Raw genomic sequence first — 20,964 nt, forward strand, 5'->3', positions numbered from 1 at the left:
TGGCTATGCAGAGTTTTGCTGTTGACGACCTTTTTTAAATAGCTCCCTAAAAATTGGGTAAATATCTTCAACGCTTTGAATATGCTGTACGGCGAAATTATTATGGCTGTGTGTTATAGATTCATATTCGCGCCATAGGCTTTGATGAGCACGAGTGGTTATTTCAATATAAGCAAAATAGCGTACTGCACTTAAGATCTTATTACGTAAAATTTCACCACACTGCGGGGTGTCGTCCGCCCAATTATCGCCATCAGAGGCTTGTGCCGCGTATACATTCCACTCATTTGCATGGTAACGCTCTTTTATTATTTCGTTCATTAATTTAAGAGCGCTCGAAACAATGGTACCGCCAGTTTCTTGAGAGTAAAAAAACTCTTGTTCGTCTACTTCTTTTGCTTGTGTGTGGTGGCGAATATAAACAACTTCTATGTCTTTATAACTGCGCGTTAAAAATTGATAGAGCAAAATATAAAAACGCTTTGCCATGTCTTTTGTTGGCTGATCCATTGAGCCTGACACATCCATAATACAAAACATCACCGCTTTGCTGGTGGGGTGAGGGCGCTTTTCGTAATTACGAAAACGTAAATCGTAGTTATCAATAAACGGAACCGATTTTATTTGTAGTTTTAATGCGGCGATTTCTTTTTGCAATAAAGCAATTGCCGCTTTATCGTTATGTGGACCAGCAAGCAACGCATCAAGTTGTTTTTCAAGCTCGACTAGTCGACGTTTTTTACCTGCACTCATTGCCACACGGCGGGCAAGCGAGCCTTGAAGAGAGCGGACAATGTCAATATTACTTGGCATGCCGTCGCTACAAAATCCTGCGCGATGGGTTTTCATTTGCACTAACTTATCAAGTTGGTTTTCTTGTAAGTTAGGAAGTTCTAAATCTTCAAACAGTAAATCAAGGTATTCATCTTTTGATATTGAAAATACAAACTCATCTTGTCCTTCGCCCGAATCGCTGGCGTCACCTTCACCAGCACCACCGCCTTGTCCGCCTTTAGGGCGCTCAATTTTATCACCTGTAGAAAACTGATCGTTACCAGGGTGAATTTGTTCTCTATTACCGCCTTGCCCTTGATGAAATGTAGGTTCGCTGATATCGCGTTGTGGAATAGAAATACTCTCACCAGAGCTTGAATCGGTAACGCTGCGTTTGTTAATCGCATCTGAAACCGCTTCTTTAATTTGTTTTTTATAGCGCCTAATAAAGCGCTGGCGATTAAGCGTACTTTTATTTTTTCCGTTTAAACGCCTATCTATAAAATGCGCCATATTGACCTCCTATATACTACGACTATGAAGGTTATTGCGATTTTCTAACCCGTAAATACCACTCAGAAAGCAAGCGAACTTGTTTTTGTGTATAGCCTTTTTCGACCATACGGTTCACAAAGTCTTCGTGCTTTTGCTGATCCTCTGCAGACGTTTTAGTATTAAACGAAATAACAGGGAGTAAATCTTCGGTATTAGAGAACATTTTTTTCTCAATCACCGTGCGTAGTTTTTCGTAGCTTGTCCATAGTGGGTTTTTACCGTTGTTGTGTGCGCGGGCACGCAGTACAAAGTTCACTATTTCATTACGAAAATCTTTAGGATTAGAAATACCCGCTGGCTTTTCTATTTTTTCAAGTTCAGCGTTTAGCGCTGCGCGGTCAAATAGCTGTCCTGTATCTGGGTCACGGTATTCTTGGTCTTGAATCCAAAAATCTGCATAAATAACATAACGGTCAAAAATATTTTGTCCGTATTCAGAATAAGACTCTAAATATGCGGTTTGCAGTTCTTTGCCAATAAATTCTACATATTGTGGTATTAAATAGCCTTTTAAAAAGCTTAAGTAGCGCTCTTCAACTTCGCTACTAAATTGCTCTCGTTCAATTTGTTGCTCTAGTACATAAAATAAATGTACAGGATTAGCTGCAACTTCAGTTGTGTCAAAATTAAATACTCTTGATAGTATTTTAAACGCAAAGCGGGTAGAGAGCCCTGTCATGCCTTCATCAACACCTGCGTAATCACGATACTCTTGATACGATTTTGCTTTAGGGTCGGTGTCTTTTAGCGTTTCGCCATCGTATACCCGCATTTTTGAGTAGATACTTGAATTTTCTGGCTCTTTTAAACGTGATAGCGTCGTGAATTGCGCTAATGTTTTAAGTGTACCCGGTGCGCATGGCGCGTTGTATAGCTCGCTGTGCTCAAGTAATTTGTCGTAAATTTTAATTTCTTCAGTTACACGTAAGCAATAAGGGACTTTTACAATATAAACACGGTCTAAAAATGCTTCGTTGTTTTTATTGTTTTTAAAGGTTTGCCACTCAGACTCATTCGAGTGAGCGAGGATCATGCCATTAAAGGGCAGGGCACTAATGCCTTCTGTGCCGTTGTAGTTACCTTCTTGGGTTGCGGTAAGTAAAGGATGCAGCACTTTAATAGGCGCTTTAAACATTTCTACAAATTCCATCAGCCCTTGGTTAGCTAAACATAAAGAGCCAGAGTAGGCGTATGCATCAGGATCGTTTTGGGCAAAGTGCTCAAGCTGACGAATATCGACCTTACCAACCAGTGCTGAAATATCTTGGTTGTTTTCATCTCCTGGTTCGGTTTTGGCAATGCCTATTTGGTTTAAAATAGAAGGGTAGCGCTTAACCACTCTAAACTGGCTAATATCACCATTGAACTCTTTTAAGCGTTTGCCAGCCCAAGGCGACATAATGGTTTTTAAGTAGCGTGGTTTAATACCGTATTCTTTGCTGAGCACGTCGGCATCTTCGATAGGATCAAACAAGGAGAGAGGATGGTCGTTTACAGGAGAGCCTTTAATTGAATAAATAGGCACTTGTTGCATTAAATATTTTAGTTTTTCGGCAATGGATGATTTACCTCCACCAACAGGTCCAAGTAAATAAAGCACTTGTTTGCATTCTTCAAGCCCTTGAGCTGCATGTTTTAAATAAGAGACTATTTGCTCAATGGCGTCTTCCATACCATAAAAATCAGCAAAGGCAGGGTAGCGCGCAACTACTCTATTTGAAAATAATCGACTTAGTCGTGCATCCGTTGCGGTATCTACCATGTGTGGTTCGCCAATTGCCATGAGTAGGCGTTCTGGTGCGCTGGCGTAGGCAGACTTATCGGTTTTACAAATCTCAAGAAATTCAGCGATACTGTATTCTTCTTCCTGTGCCGCTTCGTATCGTGCTTGGTAATGCTCAAAAATCGTCATAATAACCTCCGAAACCCGCTGTAAAAAGGTGCTTACCTTTTAAAGTCTAGTCACGAATGTGTATTTTTGTGCAATAAAATTAAAAATTTAAGTGAAAAAAGATCATGTTACTAAAAGCGTTTTATTAAATGATGAGGCGCTTAGGTGTGATAAACAAGAAACAAAAAAAGACGCCTAAGCGTCTTTTTTACATTAGCGTTTAAAGGCTAATTAAGCGAAGTTAGCGTTCGCGAATTCCCAGTTAACAAGCGACCAAAAACCTTTAAGGTAATCTGGACGAACGTTACGGTAATCGATGTAGTAAGCGTGTTCCCATAAATCCACTGTAAGGATTGGAGTAACGCCATCATCAGTTAATGGTGTAGCAGCGTTAGATGTATTAACGATGTCTAGTGAACCATCAGCAAGCTTAACTAACCACGTCCAGCTTGAACCAAAGTTATTTACTGCTTTGTCATTTAATGCATCTTTAAACGCATCAAAAGAACCCCATTTAGCGTTGATTGCATCAGCAACTGCGCCAGTAGGCTCGCCGCCGCCGTTTGGAGATAAGCTGTTCCAGTAAAAAGTATGGTTCCAGATTTGTGCTGCGTTGTTAAATACACCGCCTTCTGATGAACATACGATCTCTTCTAGAGATTTGTTTTCAAACTCAGTACCAGGGATTAAACCATTAAGCTTAACCACGTATGTGTTGTGGTGTTTGCCATGGTGAAACTCTAGCGTTTCTTTTGAAATATGTGGCTCAAGTGCGTCGATTGCATATGGTAGTGACGGTAGTTCAAATGCCATTTTTTTATCTCCATCTTCTTTGGTTGATAGTCCATTTGGTAATACGTAATGCCCGTTGAAACAGACCAGTTACCTATACCAAGCGGTAATATAGTGTTACTATAATTGTTGAGTATTTTACTCAAGTTTAAGCAAACAGCAATGCTATTGCGAAAGACTATTTCAATTGCGGCTTTATTTGCCCATTTTAAGTTATATATTTGTGGTCACGATGAGTTATTTTCAAGACCTAAATATATTTAGCTATCGTTACTTTGAGGTTGTAGATGGAAACCATTGATAAAATTAAACAGCAAATTTCAGAAAATCCAATAATCCTTTTCATGAAAGGGTCGCCAAAATTACCAAATTGTGGTTTTTCTTCACAAGCATCGCAAGCGTTAATGTCATGTGGTGAACCATTTGCATACGTTGATATTTTACTTAATCCAGACATTCGTGCTGAGCTTCCAGCATACGCAAATTGGCCAACATTCCCACAACTTTGGGTAGATGGCGAATTAGTCGGTGGTTGTGACATTATTATCGAAATGTTTCAACGCGGTGAATTACAGCCGTTAATTACAGAAACTGCTGCAAAATATAAAGAAGCTGACGCAGAGTAATTTTATTACTCAACCTGCTATCAGGTTATTAAGCTCTTTAAGCACAAAGCCACTTTTTAAGTGGCTTTGTTGTTTTTAATTTTTGTGAATTTACGAATAGGGAAGGCTCACTTGTACGTTTAAGCCGCCCTCTATTTTGTTATGTAAACTTATATGCCCTTGGTGCGCTTCTGCTATTTCTCTGCATAAAGCTAGCCCTAAACCACTCCCCGTACTTTTTGTTGAATAGAAGGGCATTAAAGCGTTTGCCATTACTTGCTCGCTCATTCCTTTGCCGCAGTCACTTACATTTATAACACATGCTTGGGGTACAAACTCGACCTGAATATGTATTTCATTGGCGTTGGAGCCTGACTCGTGTGAATTTTTTAATAGGTTTATGAGTAGCTGCTCGAGTTGTGTTTGATCAGCTTGTAATTCATTGTGTGAATTTTTTATTTCGTAGCTAAATTGCCAGTGGTTTTTTAAATTATAGAGGGTGTTTTGCCAGTTAACCTGTGTTTTTTGTGGCTGAGGTAATTTAGCAAACTTGCCATAGCCTTGTACAAATTCAGTTAAGTGACTAATTCGCTCATCAATAGTTGCAAATACACGGGCAAGACGAGGCTCATCAACTTTATTTGCGAGCAATTGTGCGCTGTGTAGCATGGATGACATAGGGCCGAGTGAATTATTTAATTCGTGGCTAACAATGCGTATTACTTTTTTATATATAAAGTAGAAGCTTCTGTTACTTTAATCCTTTTATCAACTCAATATTTTATAATAGGGCAAGCATGTCTTCAGTCTTTACTTTTAGATTTGTAACCTCTTTATGGGCTATATGTTTAAAGCGTTTTGGTTTCTAGGCTTTAAAGTTTGTGCCTACATCGGACACCGCTTTAAATAAAAATTCACTATTAATGTACAAAAAAGGACATGAACTTTCATAACTATACTAATGAGCAGCAATAATCGGGGATGTTAAGCCATTAAAGTAATGAAATAGTATAAAACTATCTAAATGTTAACTGAATAGACTTTCATGCGCTGAATACTTATTCACTCTCGCTTGCCTTTACGTTTACGTAAGCTGCAGTCTTTAACGCCTGTGTTTTTTACAATATGTTAAACTTGACACCAGTGTCATGAAAAAATAGTGGTTAAAATAACGCTAAATGTTAAAAATAATGATAAAAAGAAATCTTGCTATGAAGTGAGAAATATTCAAGAATGTGAATATGTATTCAAAGTGCTATTGACTCTATTTAAGATAGAGGCTAGTTTTGTCCGTCTGTTAGCAAATCGTCGAGCAGTTCATCCACGCTAACAGTGCAGCAAGGGGAGGGTCTATGTTATACGACTCAAAGTTAGAAAAAGAAAATTGTGGCTTTGGCTTAATAGCCCAAGTTAATGGTCAGGCTAGTCATAGGCTTATTCGTACTGCTATTACGGGGCTTGATCGCATGCAGCACCGTGGCGGTATATCTGCCGATGGTAAAACAGGTGATGGCTGTGGTTTATTATTACAAAAACCAGATAGTTTTTTCCGTGCAATTGCCAGTGAACATAATTGGCACTTAGGTAAAAACTACGCAGTGGGTATGATATTTTTAAATTCAGACCCTGTTTTAGCACAAGCTGCAAAACAAATACTTAGCGAAGAATTAGAAAAAGAAACGCTAAATATTTTAGGTTGGCGTGTTGTGCCAACCGACCCATCAATGCTCGGTCCTATTGCTGTACAGCAATTACCAGGTTTTGAACAAATTTTTGTTAGCGCGCCAGAAGGTTGGCGTTCTAAAGACTTAGAGCGTCGCTTATATGTAGCACGCCGCCGCGCTGAAAAGCGCATTGTTGATGATGAAGCTTTCTATATCGCAAGTCTATCTGGTTTGGTAACTATCTATAAAGGCTTAATGATGCCTGCGGATTTACCTAATTTTTACCTAGATTTAGCTGATATTCGTATGACGAGTGCGATTTGTGTTTTCCATCAGCGCTTTTCTACTAATACTCAGCCGCGTTGGCCTTTAGCTCAACCTTTCCGCTATTTAGCACACAATGGTGAAATTAATACTATTGAAGGTAACCGCCAGTGGGCACGCGCACGTTCTTATAAGTTTGCGTCACCGCTTATTCCTGATTTACAAAGCGCAGCGCCGTTTGTAAACGAAACCGGTTCTGATTCATCAAGCCTAGATAATATGCTTGAGCTATTTTTAGCTGGTGGCATGGATTTATTCCGCGCTATGCGTATGCTCGTTCCGCCTGCATGGCAGAAAAACCGTGCAATGGATGATGATTTACGTGCATTTTACGACTTTAACTCTATGCATATGGAACCATGGGATGGCCCGGCAGGTATTGTTATGTCGGATGGTCGTTTTGCGGCGTGTAACCTTGACCGTAATGGACTTCGCCCAGCACGTTATGTAATTACGCAAGATGGTTTTATTACCCTCGCATCAGAAGTGGGTATTTGGGATTACACTGCCGATGAAGTAGTCGAAAAAGGCCGTGTTGGTCCTGGTGAATTATTAGTTATTGATACTAAACTTGGTAAAATTTGGCATTCAGATGAAATCGATCAAGATTTAAAATCTCGCCATCCTTACAAGTCATGGCTTGAAGAAAATGTTAAACGTTTAGTTCCATTTGAAGATCTTACTGAGCAAGACGCTGGTAATCGCTCATTTGATGACGAAACGCTAGCTAAATATCAAAAAATGTTTGGTTATACCAACGAAGAGCTTGATAGCGTTATTCGTGTAATGGGTGAAAACGGCCAAGAAGCGACAGGCTCAATGGGTGATGACACGCCATTTGCTGTGCTTAGTGAAGGGCATCGTTCACTTTATGATTACTTCCGCCAAAAATTTGCGCAAGTAACAAACCCACCTATCGATCCACTACGTGAAAACCATGTAATGTCGCTTGCAACCTGTATTGGTAGTGAGCAAAACGTATTTAACGAAACAACAGGCCATGCTAAGCGCCTACAGTTTGATACGCCAATTTTAATGTACGCAGACATGCAGCAGCTATTAAATGCTGATGAAGCGCATTACAGCTACTGTAAAATTGATATTACCTACACAGTTGAAGAAGGTTTAGAAAACGCGGTTACGCGTATTTGTGACCAAGCACAAGAAAAAGCAGATGCGGGCTGTATCATGCTAATTTTAACTGACCGTAACTTTGATGAAACAAATTTACCAATTCCAGCAGCTATGGCTGTAGGTGCGGTACAAAAACGCTTAGTTGATAACAACTTGCGCTGTGAATCAAACATTATCATTGAAACTGGCAGCGTGCGAGATGCGCACCAGTTTGCTGTGCTATTAGGTTTTGGTGCTACGGCAATTTATCCATACCTTGCGTATGAATCGTTAGTTGCGATGAGCGACAGCAAAATTATTGATAAGTCGTATTGCGAAGTGACCCTTGCTTATCGTAAAGCCATTAATAAAGGCTTATACAAAATTATGTCTAAAATGGGCATAAGTACGGTTGCGTCTTATCGTTGTTCAATGTTGTTTGAAGCGGTGGGATTATCTGATGCGATTATTGAAATGTGCTTTAAAGGCGTTGCAAGTCGTATACAAGGTGCATGCTTTACCGACTTTGATGACGATCAGCAAAGTTTGCACAAACTTGCTTTAAGTAAGCGTAAATTATTAAGCCACGGTGGTTTATTTAAGTACGTTCACGGTGGTGAGTATCATGCTTATAATCCAGATGTTATTCAAACCCTGCAAAAAGCGGTTCGATCAGGTGATTATAAAGACTACAGTGCGTACGCTGATTTAGTTAATAATCGTCCAATTGCGACTTTGCGCGATATGTTAGCGCTTAAATTACCAGAGCAAGGTATAAGCATTGATGAAGTAGAGTCTGCAGAAAACCTATACAAGCGTTTTGACTCAGCAGCTATGAGTATTGGTGCGTTATCACCAGAAGCGCATGAGGCGCTAGCAATTGCAATGAACCGCTTAGGTGGTTGTTCAAACTCGGGTGAAGGCGGTGAAGATAAACTGCGCTACGGTACAGAGAAAAACTCGCGTATTAAGCAAGTCGCTTCAGGTCGATTTGGTGTAACGCCTCATTACTTACGCAGTGCTGACGTTATTCAGATTAAAGTAGCGCAAGGTGCAAAACCAGGCGAAGGTGGACAATTACCAGGTGAAAAAGTAACGCCGTATATTGCTAAGCTTCGTTATTCGGTACCAGGTGTTACGTTAATTTCGCCACCACCTCATCACGATATTTACTCAATTGAAGATTTAGCACAGCTAATTTTTGATTTAAAACAAGTAAACCCTAAAGCACTTATTTCTGTAAAATTGGTTTCAGAACCAGGTGTGGGAACCATTGCAACAGGTGTTGCTAAAGCATATGCCGATTTAATTACTATTTCTGGCTACGACGGCGGTACAGGTGCAAGCCCACTTACTTCTGTTAAATATGCAGGTAGCCCATGGGAGCTTGGACTTGCTGAAACACAGCAAGCACTAGTTGAAAATGGCCTTCGTCATCGCATTCGTCTGCAAACAGATGGTGGTTTAAAAACAGGTTTAGATATTATTAAAGCGGCAATTTTAGGTGCTGAAAGCTTTGGCTTTGGTACTGGTCCAATGGTCGCCCTTGGGTGTAAATATTTACGTATTTGTCACTTAAATAACTGTGCGACCGGTGTTGCTACACAAGACGAAACACTTCGTCAAAAGCATTATCACGGTTTACCAGAAATGGCGATGAACTACTTTAAGTTTATAGCGCAAGAAGCGCGTGAAATTATGGCTAGCCTAGGCGTTGCAAATTTAACTGACTTAATTGGCCGTTTAGATTTATTAGAAGAAATTGAAGGCAAAACTGCGAAGCAGAAGAAAATTGATTTATCGTCTGTTATTGCTCAGCCGAACAACCCAACAGGCGAAACGCTTTATTGTAGTGTGCCTAACAGTTCGCATTACCTAGGTAAGTTAAACGAAAGTTTATTAGCTAAAGCGCAAGAGGCAATCGATACGTCTAGCGGTATCTCGCTTGTGAGTCGTATTTGCAATACTGACCGTTCTGTAGGTGCAATGCTTTCGGGTTATATTGCTGATAAACACGGTAATCAAGGTATGGCGGCAGACCCTGTAGCAATTGAACTATACGGTACTGCGGGTCAATCGTTTGGTGTTTGGAATGCCGGTGGTCTTGAAATGACATTGGTTGGCGATGCTAACGATTACGTAGGTAAAGGCATGGCTGGTGGTAAGTTAGTGATTCGTCCACCACTTGGCTCATCTTTTGAAAGCCATAAAGCAACCATTGCTGGAAACACATGTTTGTACGGCGCTACAGGCGGAAAACTGTTTGCAGCGGGTTGTGCCGGTGAGCGCTTTGCAGTACGTAACTCAGGTGTGCAAGCGGTTGTTGAAGGTGTAGGTGACAACGGTTGTGAATACATGACCGGTGGCGTTGTGTGTGTACTTGGTAATGTAGGTGTTAACTTTGGCGCGGGCATGACTGGTGGTTTTGCTTATATTTTAGATGAGCGAAATGATTTTGAAAAACGCATCAATCCAGAGCTTGTTGAAATAGTAACACTAGACGAATTAACGTCGCATCAAGAGCATTTACGAGGCTTAATTGCTGAGCATTTAGAGCTTACGGGTTCGTGCAGAGCAGAAAGCATTTTAGCTAACTTTGAACTGTACTTACCGATGTTCAAATTAGTAAAACCAAAATCAAGCGACGTAAAAAGTTTACTCGGGCATCGCGCTCGCAGTAGTGCCGAACTACGTGTTCAGGCGCAATAAGGGGGCAGTATGAGCGAAAATGTATATCAATTTATAGACGTGCAGCGTGTAGACCCACGCAAAAAACCAATCTCGTCACGTAAAAAATCTTTCGTAGAAATTTACGAACCCTTTTCAGAGAATCAGGTTAACTCACAAGCTGACCGTTGTTTAGATTGTGGTAACCCATACTGTGAGTGGAAATGTCCAGTACATAACTACATTCCACAATGGTTAAAGTTAATACGCACAGGTCGCATTATAGAAGCAGCTGAGCTTTCACATCGTACAAACAGTTTACCAGAAGTGTGTGGTCGCGTTTGCCCACAAGACCGCTTGTGTGAAGGCTCGTGTACATTAGATGAAGAGTTTGGTGCTGTAACAATTGGTAATATTGAGAAGTATATTACCGATGAGGCATTTAAAATGGGCTGGAAGCCTGATATGTCTTATGTAACTTGGACCGACAAAAAAGTGGCTATTATTGGTGCAGGCCCAGCTGGCTTAGGGTGTGCTGATATTTTAGTTCGTAACGGCGTAAAACCAGTCGTGTTTGATCGTCATCCAGAAATTGGTGGACTACTCACGTTTGGTATTCCTTCTTTTAAACTTGAAAAAGAAGTGATGCAAAAGCGCCGTGAAATTTTCACTGAAATGGGCGTGGAGTTTAAGTTAAATGTTGAAGTAGGTGTTGATATTACGCTTGATCAAATTTTAGCTGATTACGACGCCGTGTTTTTAGGAGTTGGCACGTATCAAAGTATGCGTGCAGGTCTAGAAAATGAAGATGCACCAGGTGTTCACGATGCACTCCCATTCTTGATTGGTAACACTAACCGTGTGATGGGCTATGACGAGACTAAGCAGCCGTGTATTGATATGGCTAACCAAAAAGTAGTTGTACTTGGTGGTGGTGATACGGCGATGGACTGTGTACGTACGTCTATTCGTCAAAATGCAGCAAAAGTAACGTGTGCTTATCGCCGTGATAAAGAAAATATGCCAGGTTCTAAACGCGAAGTTAAAAACGCCAAAGAAGAAGGCGTTATATTTACCTATAACGTTCAGCCTAAAGGCATTGTATTGAACGATAAAGGTAAAGTAACCGGCGTTAAAATGGTTAAAACTAAATTAGGTGAACCTGACGCAAAAGGCAGAAGTCGTGCTGAAGAAGTACCTGGTTCAGAGCATGTGATAGAAGCTGACCAAGTTATTATGGCATTTGGTTTCCAGCCTCACAAAATGGGTTGGTTAGAAAAATACGATGTAGAAATAAACCACTGGGGCGGCATTAATGCACCAGAACAAGGTGAATTTACACATCAAACAACGAACCCTAAAATATTTGCTGGTGGCGATATTGTGCGTGGTTCAGATTTAGTGGTAACCGCTATTTTTGAAGGACGTAATGCTGCAGAAGGTATTATGGATTACTTAAAAGTTTAATTGTTTATTTTGTATAAAAAATTTTAGAAGCAAGCCATGTGGCTTGCTTTTTTATTTGTTTTATTAGAATGTAATATCAACGTAATGAGTAACAAACGGTACTATATTAATATCATCTGTTGCTTCCATATAGTACCTATCACTCCTAAGTGAATTTTAAACATTTTTGGTTTCTACACCACAATATCAGTATTTATACAAAACAGAGGATAAGAGATGTATAATATACATACAGTTATCAGCCTAAATAACAATCTTAGTAGTTGATTTAAATATAAAGTAGGTTCATTATCCCATGCTGTTTACGGTTTGCTTACTTTTTATCTATAAGTTGGCTTTTATATATAAATAAAATAAATAGAAATTATGTACGAATACTCAAACAATTCAGAAAGGAAGCTCATTGTTCGATTTTTCTCTTCGACAGGGTTTATAGCTACATTTTCGATGGCTAGCTTGGCATCTATTAACAACAGCTATTTATTAGCATTTACTTTGGTTGTTTCTTCGTTTGTTTACTTATCGGCGTTTAATATAGGCAGAGGTGTAGAGAAGTCTGCAACTGTAGTTTTATATAACCTATATGCATTGATGTTTTATCTGGTACTTACAGGAGGAGCACAAGGTACAGGGCCTATATGGATATTTGTAGTTTCTCCTGTTACTTACTCAATTCGAGGGCTTAAACGAGGGACGTTTGATATTGTTTTATTTTTATCGGCGATTGTTCTCGGTTTCTATTGCGCTGATACATTTAATATATACGACTATAACCCTGAACAGTTTCCGATTAGAATTATACTCGCTTTTATAATTGTCGCATCGCTGAGTGGTTACTATGAGTTCTCAAGAGAAAAGTACAGCAGTAAATTAATCGCTTTAAGTAAAAAAAATGAATTTCTAGCCACTATAGATCCACTCACAAATCTGCCAAACCGCCGTTATGCTATGAATAAACTGGTTACTTTTAAAACTGAACTAACAAAAAATCATATTCCATTCGTTATTTTATTAGCTGATGTAGATAATTTTAAAAAAATTAATGATCAATTTGGTCATGATTTTGGAGATGAAGCACTTATTCACTTAGCTAAAACGTTTGAGAGAAGTATCCCCAAAGATGCGATTGCTTCACGATGGGGCGGTGAAGAGTTTTTAATTGCTATCCCAAATGCAGCCATTGAAGATGCAGAAAAAATTGCAGAAAAAATCCATCATTCTCTTAAAAGTTCAGCAGTGAAACAGCTTTCACATAGTGTAAAGTTAACAATAAGTATTGGTGCAATCTCAGCGGGCGTTGAGCGTTCTATCGACCTAGATATTAAGTTAGCTGATGAACTACTTTATAAAGCAAAAGAGCAAGGAAAAAATAGAACTTGCTCCTCTTAATTGTTATGCGAATTAGTCCATTGAAAACGAATCAAGGGATGGCTTTATTTTAGCTTTTCTGCGTTTTACGCTCAAATAACAAACTACATTACACGTAACTTGCATTGTTATTAAAGCCCAATAACTAATGCTTAAATCACTTAGCCCACTTACCTTTTCGTTAGAAAAGTAATAGGCCACAACGGCTAGTTGAAAAACTAAAAAGCTATTTAAAAAGCTAAATAAACGTTGTTTAAAACAAGTATGTTTATATTTACTAAATATAATTAAACAGGTGCTTAGTACTAATAACAACCAGCTTAAAATTATACAAAAATCAACTAAGATATTGTGCATTATTTAATCCTTGAAGACGTTATTTACTAACACATTGAGCGTGAGCCATTATTAGTTCTTTAGCATTTGCTTTAGCGGTTTTGCTTACATTGTCGCCACCAAGTAAACGGGCTATTTCATTAATACGGCCATCTTTATTCAAAGGCAGCATATGAGTAAACGTCTCCCCTTGTGATATTTCTTTAGCTACAAAAAACTGCTGATGCGCACTACTAGCTACTTGTGGTAAATGAGTAACACAAATCACTTGGGTAGATTTACCTAACTGGCGTAATAATTTACCTACAGCTGATGCAGTAGGGCCTGATATACCGACATCAACCTCATCAAAAATAAGTGTTGGAGTTGTTACTTTTTGAGCAATAATTACCTGTATAGCAAGGCTTATACGAGAAAGCTCACCACCTGATGCTACTTTAGCTAATGGTTGAAGTGGCTGCCCCGGATTAGTTGATACTAAAAACGAGACGTTATCAAAGCCTAAGCAGTTTGGTGTACGATTACTTTCTTGAGTTAGGGATATTTCAAAAACACCGTTTTCCATTGATAAATTAGCCATGCTTTCACTTATTAGTGTGTTAAGTGTATTAGCATACTCGCAGCGGCTTTTACTTAGCTGATCAGCCGCTTGCTTATAAGTAAGTAACGCGTTTTCTATTTCTGACTCTAGTTGCTCTAAGCGATTACTATTATTACTTATCGACTCTAGCTCTTGAGCAATTGATTGATGAAATTCAACCAATTGCTGTGGCTTTATATGGTGCTTGCGTGCTAAATCCATCGCACCACTTAACCTATTCTCTACTTCACCTAAGCGGGCAGGGTCTAAATCTGTTTGCTCAGTGTAATTACGCACTTCGCGGCTTGCTTCTTCAACTTGTACTGCGGCTTCACTAAGGAGGGTTGCTACGCCTGCTAAACTTTCGTCATATTGAGCCAGTTCAGTAAATTGTTGAGCGCTATGCTGTAGTAATGAACAAGCATTTTGCTCATCACTTTCATACAAGTGTTGTAATTCACGTTGGCACGATTCTAATATCGTTTGGCTATTACTTAGTTTGTAATGCTCAGCCTCAATTAAATCAAACTCATTTTCTTGTAAGGCAAATTCATCAAGCTCAGCAACTTGATACTCTAACAATTGCTTTTGCGCTGCTTGTTGCTGCTGTTGTTGCTCTAAATGTTTAAATTCTTTTTGTAAGTTAGCAAACTGTTTATAGCTTTTATTTACTGAGTTTACTAAATTGTGATGGCCTGCGTAGGCATCTAAAAGTTGTAACTGATGTTCAGCTTTTAATAGGTATTGGTGGGCATGTTGTCCATGAATAGATATTAAATATTGACCAAGCTCTTTTAATTGTGATGCAGTAACTGCACTGCCATTAATATAGCTTTTACTACGGCCATTTTTGCAAACAACACGGCGTAATAAACATTCATTATCGCCATTGTTTAGCATATGTTGCTCTAAAAATGCTTGAGCAAGCGGTAAATTTGTTAAGTCAAATTGTGCACATACTTCTGCTTTATCAGAGCTTGGACGCACTGCTGATGCTTCAGCGCGCTCACCCAAGCACAGTGATAGGGCATCTATAGCAATAGATTTGCCCGCACCTGTTTCACCTGTGATCGCGGTCATACCGCTGCGCCATTCTGTGCTTAAATTACTTACAATTGCAAAGTTTTTAATTTCTAAACCAATTAACATACTGTTTATCCATCCAGTCAATTGACTGTTAATTTATACAGTGTTTTGGTTTTTTGCAAATTAATTTTTTATTATTTACGCAACGCTTACATCTTGATTAAACTGTGTATTAGACGTTTTGGGAGAGGTGTCAACTTGATCTTCAATAATATCAGTGGCTTGTGCGATCTCTTCAGTTTTAAGCAGAGCAATGAGAGGAGGTAAGGTATTTAGATAAAAGCTCTTATTATATAAAATTCCTTGCTGAGGTAACTCAGATACAAAGTACTGTATATTATCAATCAATGGTTGAATTATATCTGTTTGATTAGTTTTAATTAACTCGCTGGACAGTGTGTTAATTAATAGGTCGGCGGTGTCTTCAAGCTGTTGCAAGTTCTCATCTGTATGTGATTGAACAACAAAGAAATTACTGACAATAGCTTGAATACGTGAAATATATTTTGGGCGAATTATTTTAGCGTCAAGTAGCTCATTAAGTTTTGCTTTAAGGCGTATATTTACATGCAAAACACGTTCATTAAATAGTTTTTTTCTAGCTTCAATCGCTTTTTTACGATTACTCTCAATTTTGAGATAACTGTATAAAAGCGTAATTAATAGCAGTAAAGCAAAGAATACTACACAAGTCATTGCTACTCGTTCCTAAATTAGTTGATTGTTATTTTAAGCCGCCATTTTGCTTTATAGTGCTAAATTTGGCAATAAAATTAGTACAAACGACTACCCCAATTTAGTTTTGTACGTAAAACGTTGTAGTACGAGTAATTTTTTGGATGAATCAAGCGCAATTGTTTATCCGCTTTTTTAATTACTACCTCATCGCCGGGTAATACGGCAAGCACAACATGGCTGTCGCAACTCACCTGTAGGCTATCTGTATTTTCTAGGCTTAGCTTTAAGCGTACTTCGTTATCGGCATCAACCACTAAAGGTCTGCTAGATAAGGTATGAGGAAACATAGGTACTAACGATATTGCATTTAGTTCTGGCGTTAAAATTGGCCCTCCACCTGAAAGTGAATATGCCGTAGAGCCAGTAGGGGTTGATACTATTAAACCGTCAGAGCGCTGAGAAAACACAAAGTCATTATTTATAAAAGCTTCAAATTCAATCATGTGCGCAACTTTATCAGCATGAAGCACAGCTTCGTTAACGGCTGAGTTTGCACTTTTTAATTCGTTATGGCGATATACTTCGACTTCTAATAAAAATCGTTTTTCTTCAAGGTACTCACCACTGAGGACTTGCTCTAAGCTCGCTTCAAATCCTTCAGGGTTTAAATCAGTTAAAAAGCCAAGGTTACCTCTATTTACACCAATAACAGCAATATTAAAGCGCGCAAGCACGCGTGCAGCACCAAGCATGTTACCGTCACCGCCTACAACAATAGCTAAATCGGCTTGTTCTCCTAAGTCGACTAATTTAACAAGTTTGTCATGCGGGATATCGTCTAATTGACTCCCTGTGCGTTTTTCTACTATTACGTCAAAACCAAGCGCAAGTAAAAATGTATGTAAGCGCTGAAGGGTAGCAGCAGCTCCCGGGTGATTAGGTTTGCCAATTAGGCCTATGGTATTAAAAGGAGAGTCCATAATGTACGCACAAAAAGATTTAATAATTGTAGAGTAACCCAAAACAGAAGTGTTTGAAAATACAGATTATAGCAATATTATAAACCTTCAATTTTATTCGCAGTCAGTTAACAGCACGACTTGAAAAACAACTAAATGCCCCGATATCTCTTTCATGCAACAAGATGTAGATACCATGAAACTAAACTCACGAGATCAGCAAATTTTTTCAGCTGTTATGAACATGTACTGTAATGGCGAAGGCTTGCCTGTTCCATCAACAAAAATTGCCAAGCTCAAAGGCATGGCAGTATGCTCGGCTACTGTTCGTAATGCTATGGCTCGCTTAGAAAAAGTGGGGCTATTGTATTCACCTCATACATCTGCAGGACGAGTACCAACAAACGAAGGGTTTGATTATTGGTTTGACGAGTTTTTTCCACTCGCTGACATTGCTAATTATTGGCAACCAGAACAATCACAACTCGTTGAACTAGCACATGGGTTGAGCCAAAAATATCAGGTGTGTTGTTGTGTAGGTTTGCCACAAGCCAGCTCGCAGCTAGTATTTAGAGTAGAGGTACTTGATTTTGATTCTACCGACTGGCTTATTTTATTAATAGACCGAGCAGGGCAGAGCCATAATATTTGTATTGATAAGCCTCATGATTCGTCAGACTCTGTTCGTTATCAGTTTGCAACGTGGTTAAATACCGTCTTTAGCCAACAAACTTTGATGGAAGGTTTATACCGTATGCAAGCTATGGCTAATACCGCTCCTCGAAATTGTCACGATTCGCTTAATCAATGGACGCGACAACTAAGCCAAAAATTAGGCTCAGATAACAGTATTGTTGTTGGCGAAAATTACCTCTATAAACAAATCGATTGTGAGCAAAGTTTAAATATTGGCGTTTCGTTTTTAAATTATGTAGAAGATAAACTCGCTTTTAAAAATGGGTTATCGATACTTAATAGCGAAAAATTACCTTTTACTGAGTGCGATGAATTGATTGTAATAAGTGTGCCGTACTTCCAAAATCAAGAATACCAAAGCCGCTTTTGTATAATTTGCCCTAAATCAGCGCAAATTGAAGAAATAATCCAAGAATTTAAATTAATTGAGACATCTAACTCTTGAATCTTTTTATTCAATCCCCATAATTACCGCAGTTGAAAAGAATTGGAGCACGTATTTTATGTCTGAGCAGACACAAAACCCTGAGCAAGAAGTAGAATTAAACGAAGAAATTTCTAAAATGCAGGCTGATGTAGAAGCAGCAGTAGAAGCCGCTGATCAACATGCAGATGAAGAGCAAAGCCCTGAAGCAGAAATAGCTATGCTATATGCAGAGCTTGAAGCTGCTAAACAAACTATTGCTGATCAAAAAGACGGTGTTGTTCGTGCTGCGGCTGACGTAGATAACATTCGTCGTCGTGCAGCACAAGATGTAGAAAAAGCGCATAAATTTGCACTAGAAAAATTTGCTAACGAATTACTACCTGTAATTGATAATCTTGAGCGTGCTATTGAGTTTTCTGATAAAGAAAACGAGACTTTGAAGCCGTTGCTTGAAGGTATCGATATGACAGTTAAAAGCTTTAACGATGCTGTTGCAAAGTTTGGTGTTGAAATCGTAAACCCACAAGGTGAGCAGTTTAATCCAGATTTTCATCAAGCAATGTCAATTCAACCAAGTAACGATGTAACACCTAATACAGTACTTGCTGTTATGCAAAAAGGTTACACATTGAATGGTCGTTTATTACGCCCTGCAATGGTTATGGTTTCTAAAGCTGCTGATGCTTAATTGAATTATTAGTTTTAAAAAATGCCTCATATTGAGGCATTTTTTTTGTCTTTTTTATAGTGGATTAACTGTACGAGCATAGTAAGTAGTACAGCGCTAAACATTAAACTTGAAAATGGTACTGCGCTTTTTGCGTGCATAATAGCGAGTAGTGGGCCAACTAACGCGCCACTACCAAAACGAAGTGTGCCAATTACGGCCGTTGCCGTGCCTGTGTTTTTTTCAAACTTCATTAATATTAGCGAGTCAGCATTACTTGCAGTGACACCTAAGCTCATCATTAATGGCGCAATAGCAGCCACAATATAATAAAGTGACAAATGCAATAAGCTAAATGTTAATAAAGCCAGCCCCGATACAAATCCACATACAAGCCCAATATAGAGCATTTTTCGAGATCCCAGCCTTGGTACAATTCGCGTATTTAAAAAGTTACCAAACATCAGCGCCATTACATTAAACGCAAATAACACACCAAATAACTGTTCTGACACCTCATATAAATCTAAATATATAAAAGGTACTGAGGTTAAAAAGCAAAAAAATCCAAACGATACAAACATAGAACTGAGTATATCCGCACGTGCATCTTTATTACTCAGTACAGTTTTATAGCTGTCAAAAAACAGAGCGAGGCCTTTCTTCTCATTTTTATGAATAGGTATATCTATTAAATACACTTGCACAAACGCCAATATTAAAAAGCTATACCCAGCAAGAACCAAAAATATGGTTGACCAAACAGAAAACCCTAAAATAAACGAACCAACAGAGGGGGCAACCAACGGGGCTACCATCATAATCATCGACACATACGACATTCCCTTAGCTGTATTTTGCTGATAAATATGGCGAATAATACCCGGTACTACTACTGTTGCAGCCGCTCCCGTAAATGCTTGCACTGCTCGAAGAGTCCAAAATGCATGGATTTCGGTTGTAAATGCCAGCGCAAGTGAGCTTGCACCAAACAAAGTTAAGCCAATACGCGCGAGCTTACGGCGGCCAATTTGATCGGCAATGGGGCCAAAAAATAGCATCCCTAATGAATAACCCGCTAAGTAAATACTCAACGATATTTGTACATTGGGCATATTAGTGTGTAAATCGTTTGCAATTACCAGCATGGCAGGTAAGTACATATCAATCGCCAATGGCGTAATCGCCACGATACTGGCTAATAAAGGCAATAAAATACGGGTATTAAAAGACGAGGCTGAGGCGTCCATGTATAAACTCAACAATCACTAAAAACAAGGGCTATAGTGTAACAGGGCATTGTATTTGGATAAACTTAGTTTGCCCGCTAAGTTTATCGCCATATTGCATTTTTTTAATATAACGGTATACAAAGCAAATATTTTAAATTGGCACTGTGTTTGCTATTCTACAAGCAATAAAAAATTAATTACTTGTAGAGAATAACCATGAAAAAACTAGTACTTGCAGTATTAGCGACAGCCGTTTTAGCCGGTTGTAAAACATCACCAACAGGGCGCACTCAAATAGCACTTTACTCAGATCAACAAATGAGTGAAATGGGTACTGCTAGCTTTGCAGATATGAAAAAAAGCCAACCAATTAATAAAGATGCAAAAACAAATGCATATGTAAATTGCATTGCTGAAAAAGTAGTCGCTGTATTACCAAAAGAATACGCGTCGCAAAATTGGGAAGTAGTGGTATTTGAAGATGAATCGGCTAACGCTTTTGCACTACCTGGTGGTTACATTGGGGTTCATACGGGCTTACTAAAAATAGCCACCAATCAAGACCAACTAGCAACAGTACTAGGGCACGAAGTAGGGCACGTAATTGCTGAACATTCTAATGAGCGTGTATCACAAAGCTCTATTTTAGATACCGGTATGCAACTTGGTAGTGCAGCACTTGAAATGGGTAACATTCAATACCGTAATGAAATTATGCAGGGTCTAGGTTTGGGCGCACAGTATGGTGTTGTTTTACCATTTAGCCGTTCGCACGAGTCAGAAGCTGATGAAATTGGCTTAGATTTAATGGCTGAAGCAGGCTTTAATCCACAAGAATCAGTCACCCTTTGGCAAAATATGAGTGCAGCAGGTAGTGGTACAACACCTGAGTTTTTATCAACTCACCCTGCGCCAAGCAGTCGTATTAAAGACTTACAAGCACAAATGAGTAAAGCACTTAGTGAGCAAAGCACCGCTAAAGCACAGGGTAAAAACCCACAGTGCACACTGTAGTTAAGCGCTTTACTATTTGAAGTAGTATACGTTTAGTATTAATGCATAACTAAAAATAAAACCCCTGTA

The 20,964-nt window shown here is 39.0% G+C and carries 15 protein-coding genes and 1 pseudogene; 7 read left to right on the forward strand and 9 right to left on the reverse strand.

Annotated elements, in window-relative coordinates:
- Window positions 1–3 precede the first annotated feature (3 nt).
- From EU510_RS01780 to EU510_RS01790, 3 genes are all read right to left on the reverse strand, one after another.
- Complete coding sequence (locus tag EU510_RS01780; RefSeq protein ID WP_149591995.1) at window positions 4–1,287, reverse strand: YeaH/YhbH family protein; 1,284 nt, start codon at window positions 1,285–1,287, stop codon at window positions 4–6.
- 31 nt (window positions 1,288–1,318) lie between these two features.
- Complete coding sequence (locus EU510_RS01785) at window positions 1,319–3,241, reverse strand: PrkA family serine protein kinase (protein ID WP_149591996.1); 1,923 nt, start codon at window positions 3,239–3,241, stop codon at window positions 1,319–1,321.
- 210 nt (window positions 3,242–3,451) lie between these two features.
- Window positions 3,452–4,033: a superoxide dismutase gene (locus tag EU510_RS01790; RefSeq protein WP_002960323.1), complete on the reverse strand. Its 582-nt coding sequence runs from the start codon at window positions 4,031–4,033 to the stop codon at window positions 3,452–3,454.
- Window positions 4,034–4,299: 266 nt separating this feature from the next.
- Between EU510_RS01790 and EU510_RS01795 the strand changes: the two genes are divergently transcribed.
- Window positions 4,300–4,638, forward strand: coding sequence for a Grx4 family monothiol glutaredoxin (locus tag EU510_RS01795; RefSeq protein WP_004335359.1), 339 nt, complete (start codon window positions 4,300–4,302; stop codon window positions 4,636–4,638).
- Window positions 4,639–4,728: 90 nt separating this feature from the next.
- Here the strand turns inward: EU510_RS01795 and EU510_RS01800 are convergent.
- Window positions 4,729–5,352 (reverse strand): annotated as a pseudogene (locus EU510_RS01800) (sensor histidine kinase); the annotation flags it as partial.
- 617 nt (window positions 5,353–5,969) lie between these two features.
- On the opposite strand from EU510_RS01800, the gene gltB reads away from it, so the two are divergent.
- The 3 genes from gltB to EU510_RS01815 all read left to right on the forward strand — a co-directional run bounded on the left by gltB (window position 5,970) and on the right by EU510_RS01815 (window position 13,241).
- The gene (gltB, locus tag EU510_RS01805) at window positions 5,970–10,427 is read left to right on the forward strand and encodes a glutamate synthase large subunit (protein ID WP_149591997.1); all 4,458 of its coding nucleotides are present in this window, start codon (window positions 5,970–5,972) and stop codon (window positions 10,425–10,427) included.
- 9 nt (window positions 10,428–10,436) lie between these two features.
- On the forward strand, window positions 10,437–11,852 hold the full coding sequence (locus EU510_RS01810) for an FAD-dependent oxidoreductase (protein WP_149591998.1): 1,416 nt from the start codon (window positions 10,437–10,439) through the stop codon (window positions 11,850–11,852).
- Window positions 11,853–12,299: 447 nt separating this feature from the next.
- The gene (locus EU510_RS01815; RefSeq protein ID WP_149591999.1) at window positions 12,300–13,241 is read left to right on the forward strand and encodes a GGDEF domain-containing protein; all 942 of its coding nucleotides are present in this window, start codon (window positions 12,300–12,302) and stop codon (window positions 13,239–13,241) included.
- Between the two features lie 12 nt (window positions 13,242–13,253).
- Here the strand turns inward: EU510_RS01815 and EU510_RS01820 are convergent, their stop codons facing one another.
- The 4 genes from EU510_RS01820 to nadK all read right to left on the reverse strand — a co-directional run bounded on the left by EU510_RS01820 (window position 13,254) and on the right by nadK (window position 16,880).
- A complete protein-coding gene (locus EU510_RS01820; RefSeq protein ID WP_149592000.1) occupies window positions 13,254–13,577 on the reverse strand; it encodes a hypothetical protein in 324 nt (107 codons plus the stop codon).
- A gap of 19 nt (window positions 13,578–13,596) precedes the next feature.
- Complete coding sequence (gene recN, locus EU510_RS01825) at window positions 13,597–15,285, reverse strand: DNA repair protein RecN (RefSeq protein ID WP_149592001.1); 1,689 nt, start codon at window positions 15,283–15,285, stop codon at window positions 13,597–13,599.
- 75 nt (window positions 15,286–15,360) lie between these two features.
- Window positions 15,361–15,918 carry a hypothetical protein gene (locus tag EU510_RS01830; protein WP_149592002.1) on the reverse strand — a complete coding sequence of 186 codons (558 nt, stop codon included), beginning with the start codon at window positions 15,916–15,918 and terminating at the stop codon, window positions 15,361–15,363.
- A 77-nt stretch (window positions 15,919–15,995) separates the two neighbouring features.
- Entirely contained in the window at window positions 15,996–16,880 is an 885-nt protein-coding gene (gene nadK / locus EU510_RS01835) for an NAD(+) kinase (RefSeq protein WP_149592003.1), read from the reverse strand.
- Window positions 16,881–17,034: 154 nt separating this feature from the next.
- Here nadK and EU510_RS01840 point away from each other — a divergent pair, with 154 nt between their 5' ends.
- Together EU510_RS01840 and grpE are read left to right on the forward strand one after the other, a co-directional pair.
- Window positions 17,035–18,000, forward strand: coding sequence for an HrcA family transcriptional regulator (locus EU510_RS01840; protein WP_149592004.1), 966 nt, complete (start codon window positions 17,035–17,037; stop codon window positions 17,998–18,000).
- 58 nt (window positions 18,001–18,058) lie between these two features.
- Window positions 18,059–18,670: a nucleotide exchange factor GrpE gene (gene grpE, locus EU510_RS01845; protein WP_149592005.1), complete on the forward strand. Its 612-nt coding sequence runs from the start codon at window positions 18,059–18,061 to the stop codon at window positions 18,668–18,670.
- 26 nt (window positions 18,671–18,696) lie between these two features.
- On the opposite strand, the gene EU510_RS01850 is transcribed toward grpE, so the two are convergent.
- On the reverse strand, window positions 18,697–19,899 hold the full coding sequence (locus EU510_RS01850; protein WP_004335389.1) for a Bcr/CflA family efflux MFS transporter: 1,203 nt from the start codon (window positions 19,897–19,899) through the stop codon (window positions 18,697–18,699).
- A gap of 198 nt (window positions 19,900–20,097) precedes the next feature.
- Here EU510_RS01850 and EU510_RS01855 point away from each other — a divergent pair, with 198 nt between their 5' ends.
- Window positions 20,098–20,895 carry a M48 family metallopeptidase gene (locus EU510_RS01855; protein WP_149592006.1) on the forward strand — a complete coding sequence of 266 codons (798 nt, stop codon included), beginning with the start codon at window positions 20,098–20,100 and terminating at the stop codon, window positions 20,893–20,895.
- Window positions 20,896–20,964: the final 69 nt, after the last annotated feature.

The sequence above is a fragment of the Pseudoalteromonas sp. FUC4 genome (assembly GCF_008370255.1).
Taxonomy (GTDB): domain Bacteria; phylum Pseudomonadota; class Gammaproteobacteria; order Enterobacterales; family Alteromonadaceae; genus Pseudoalteromonas.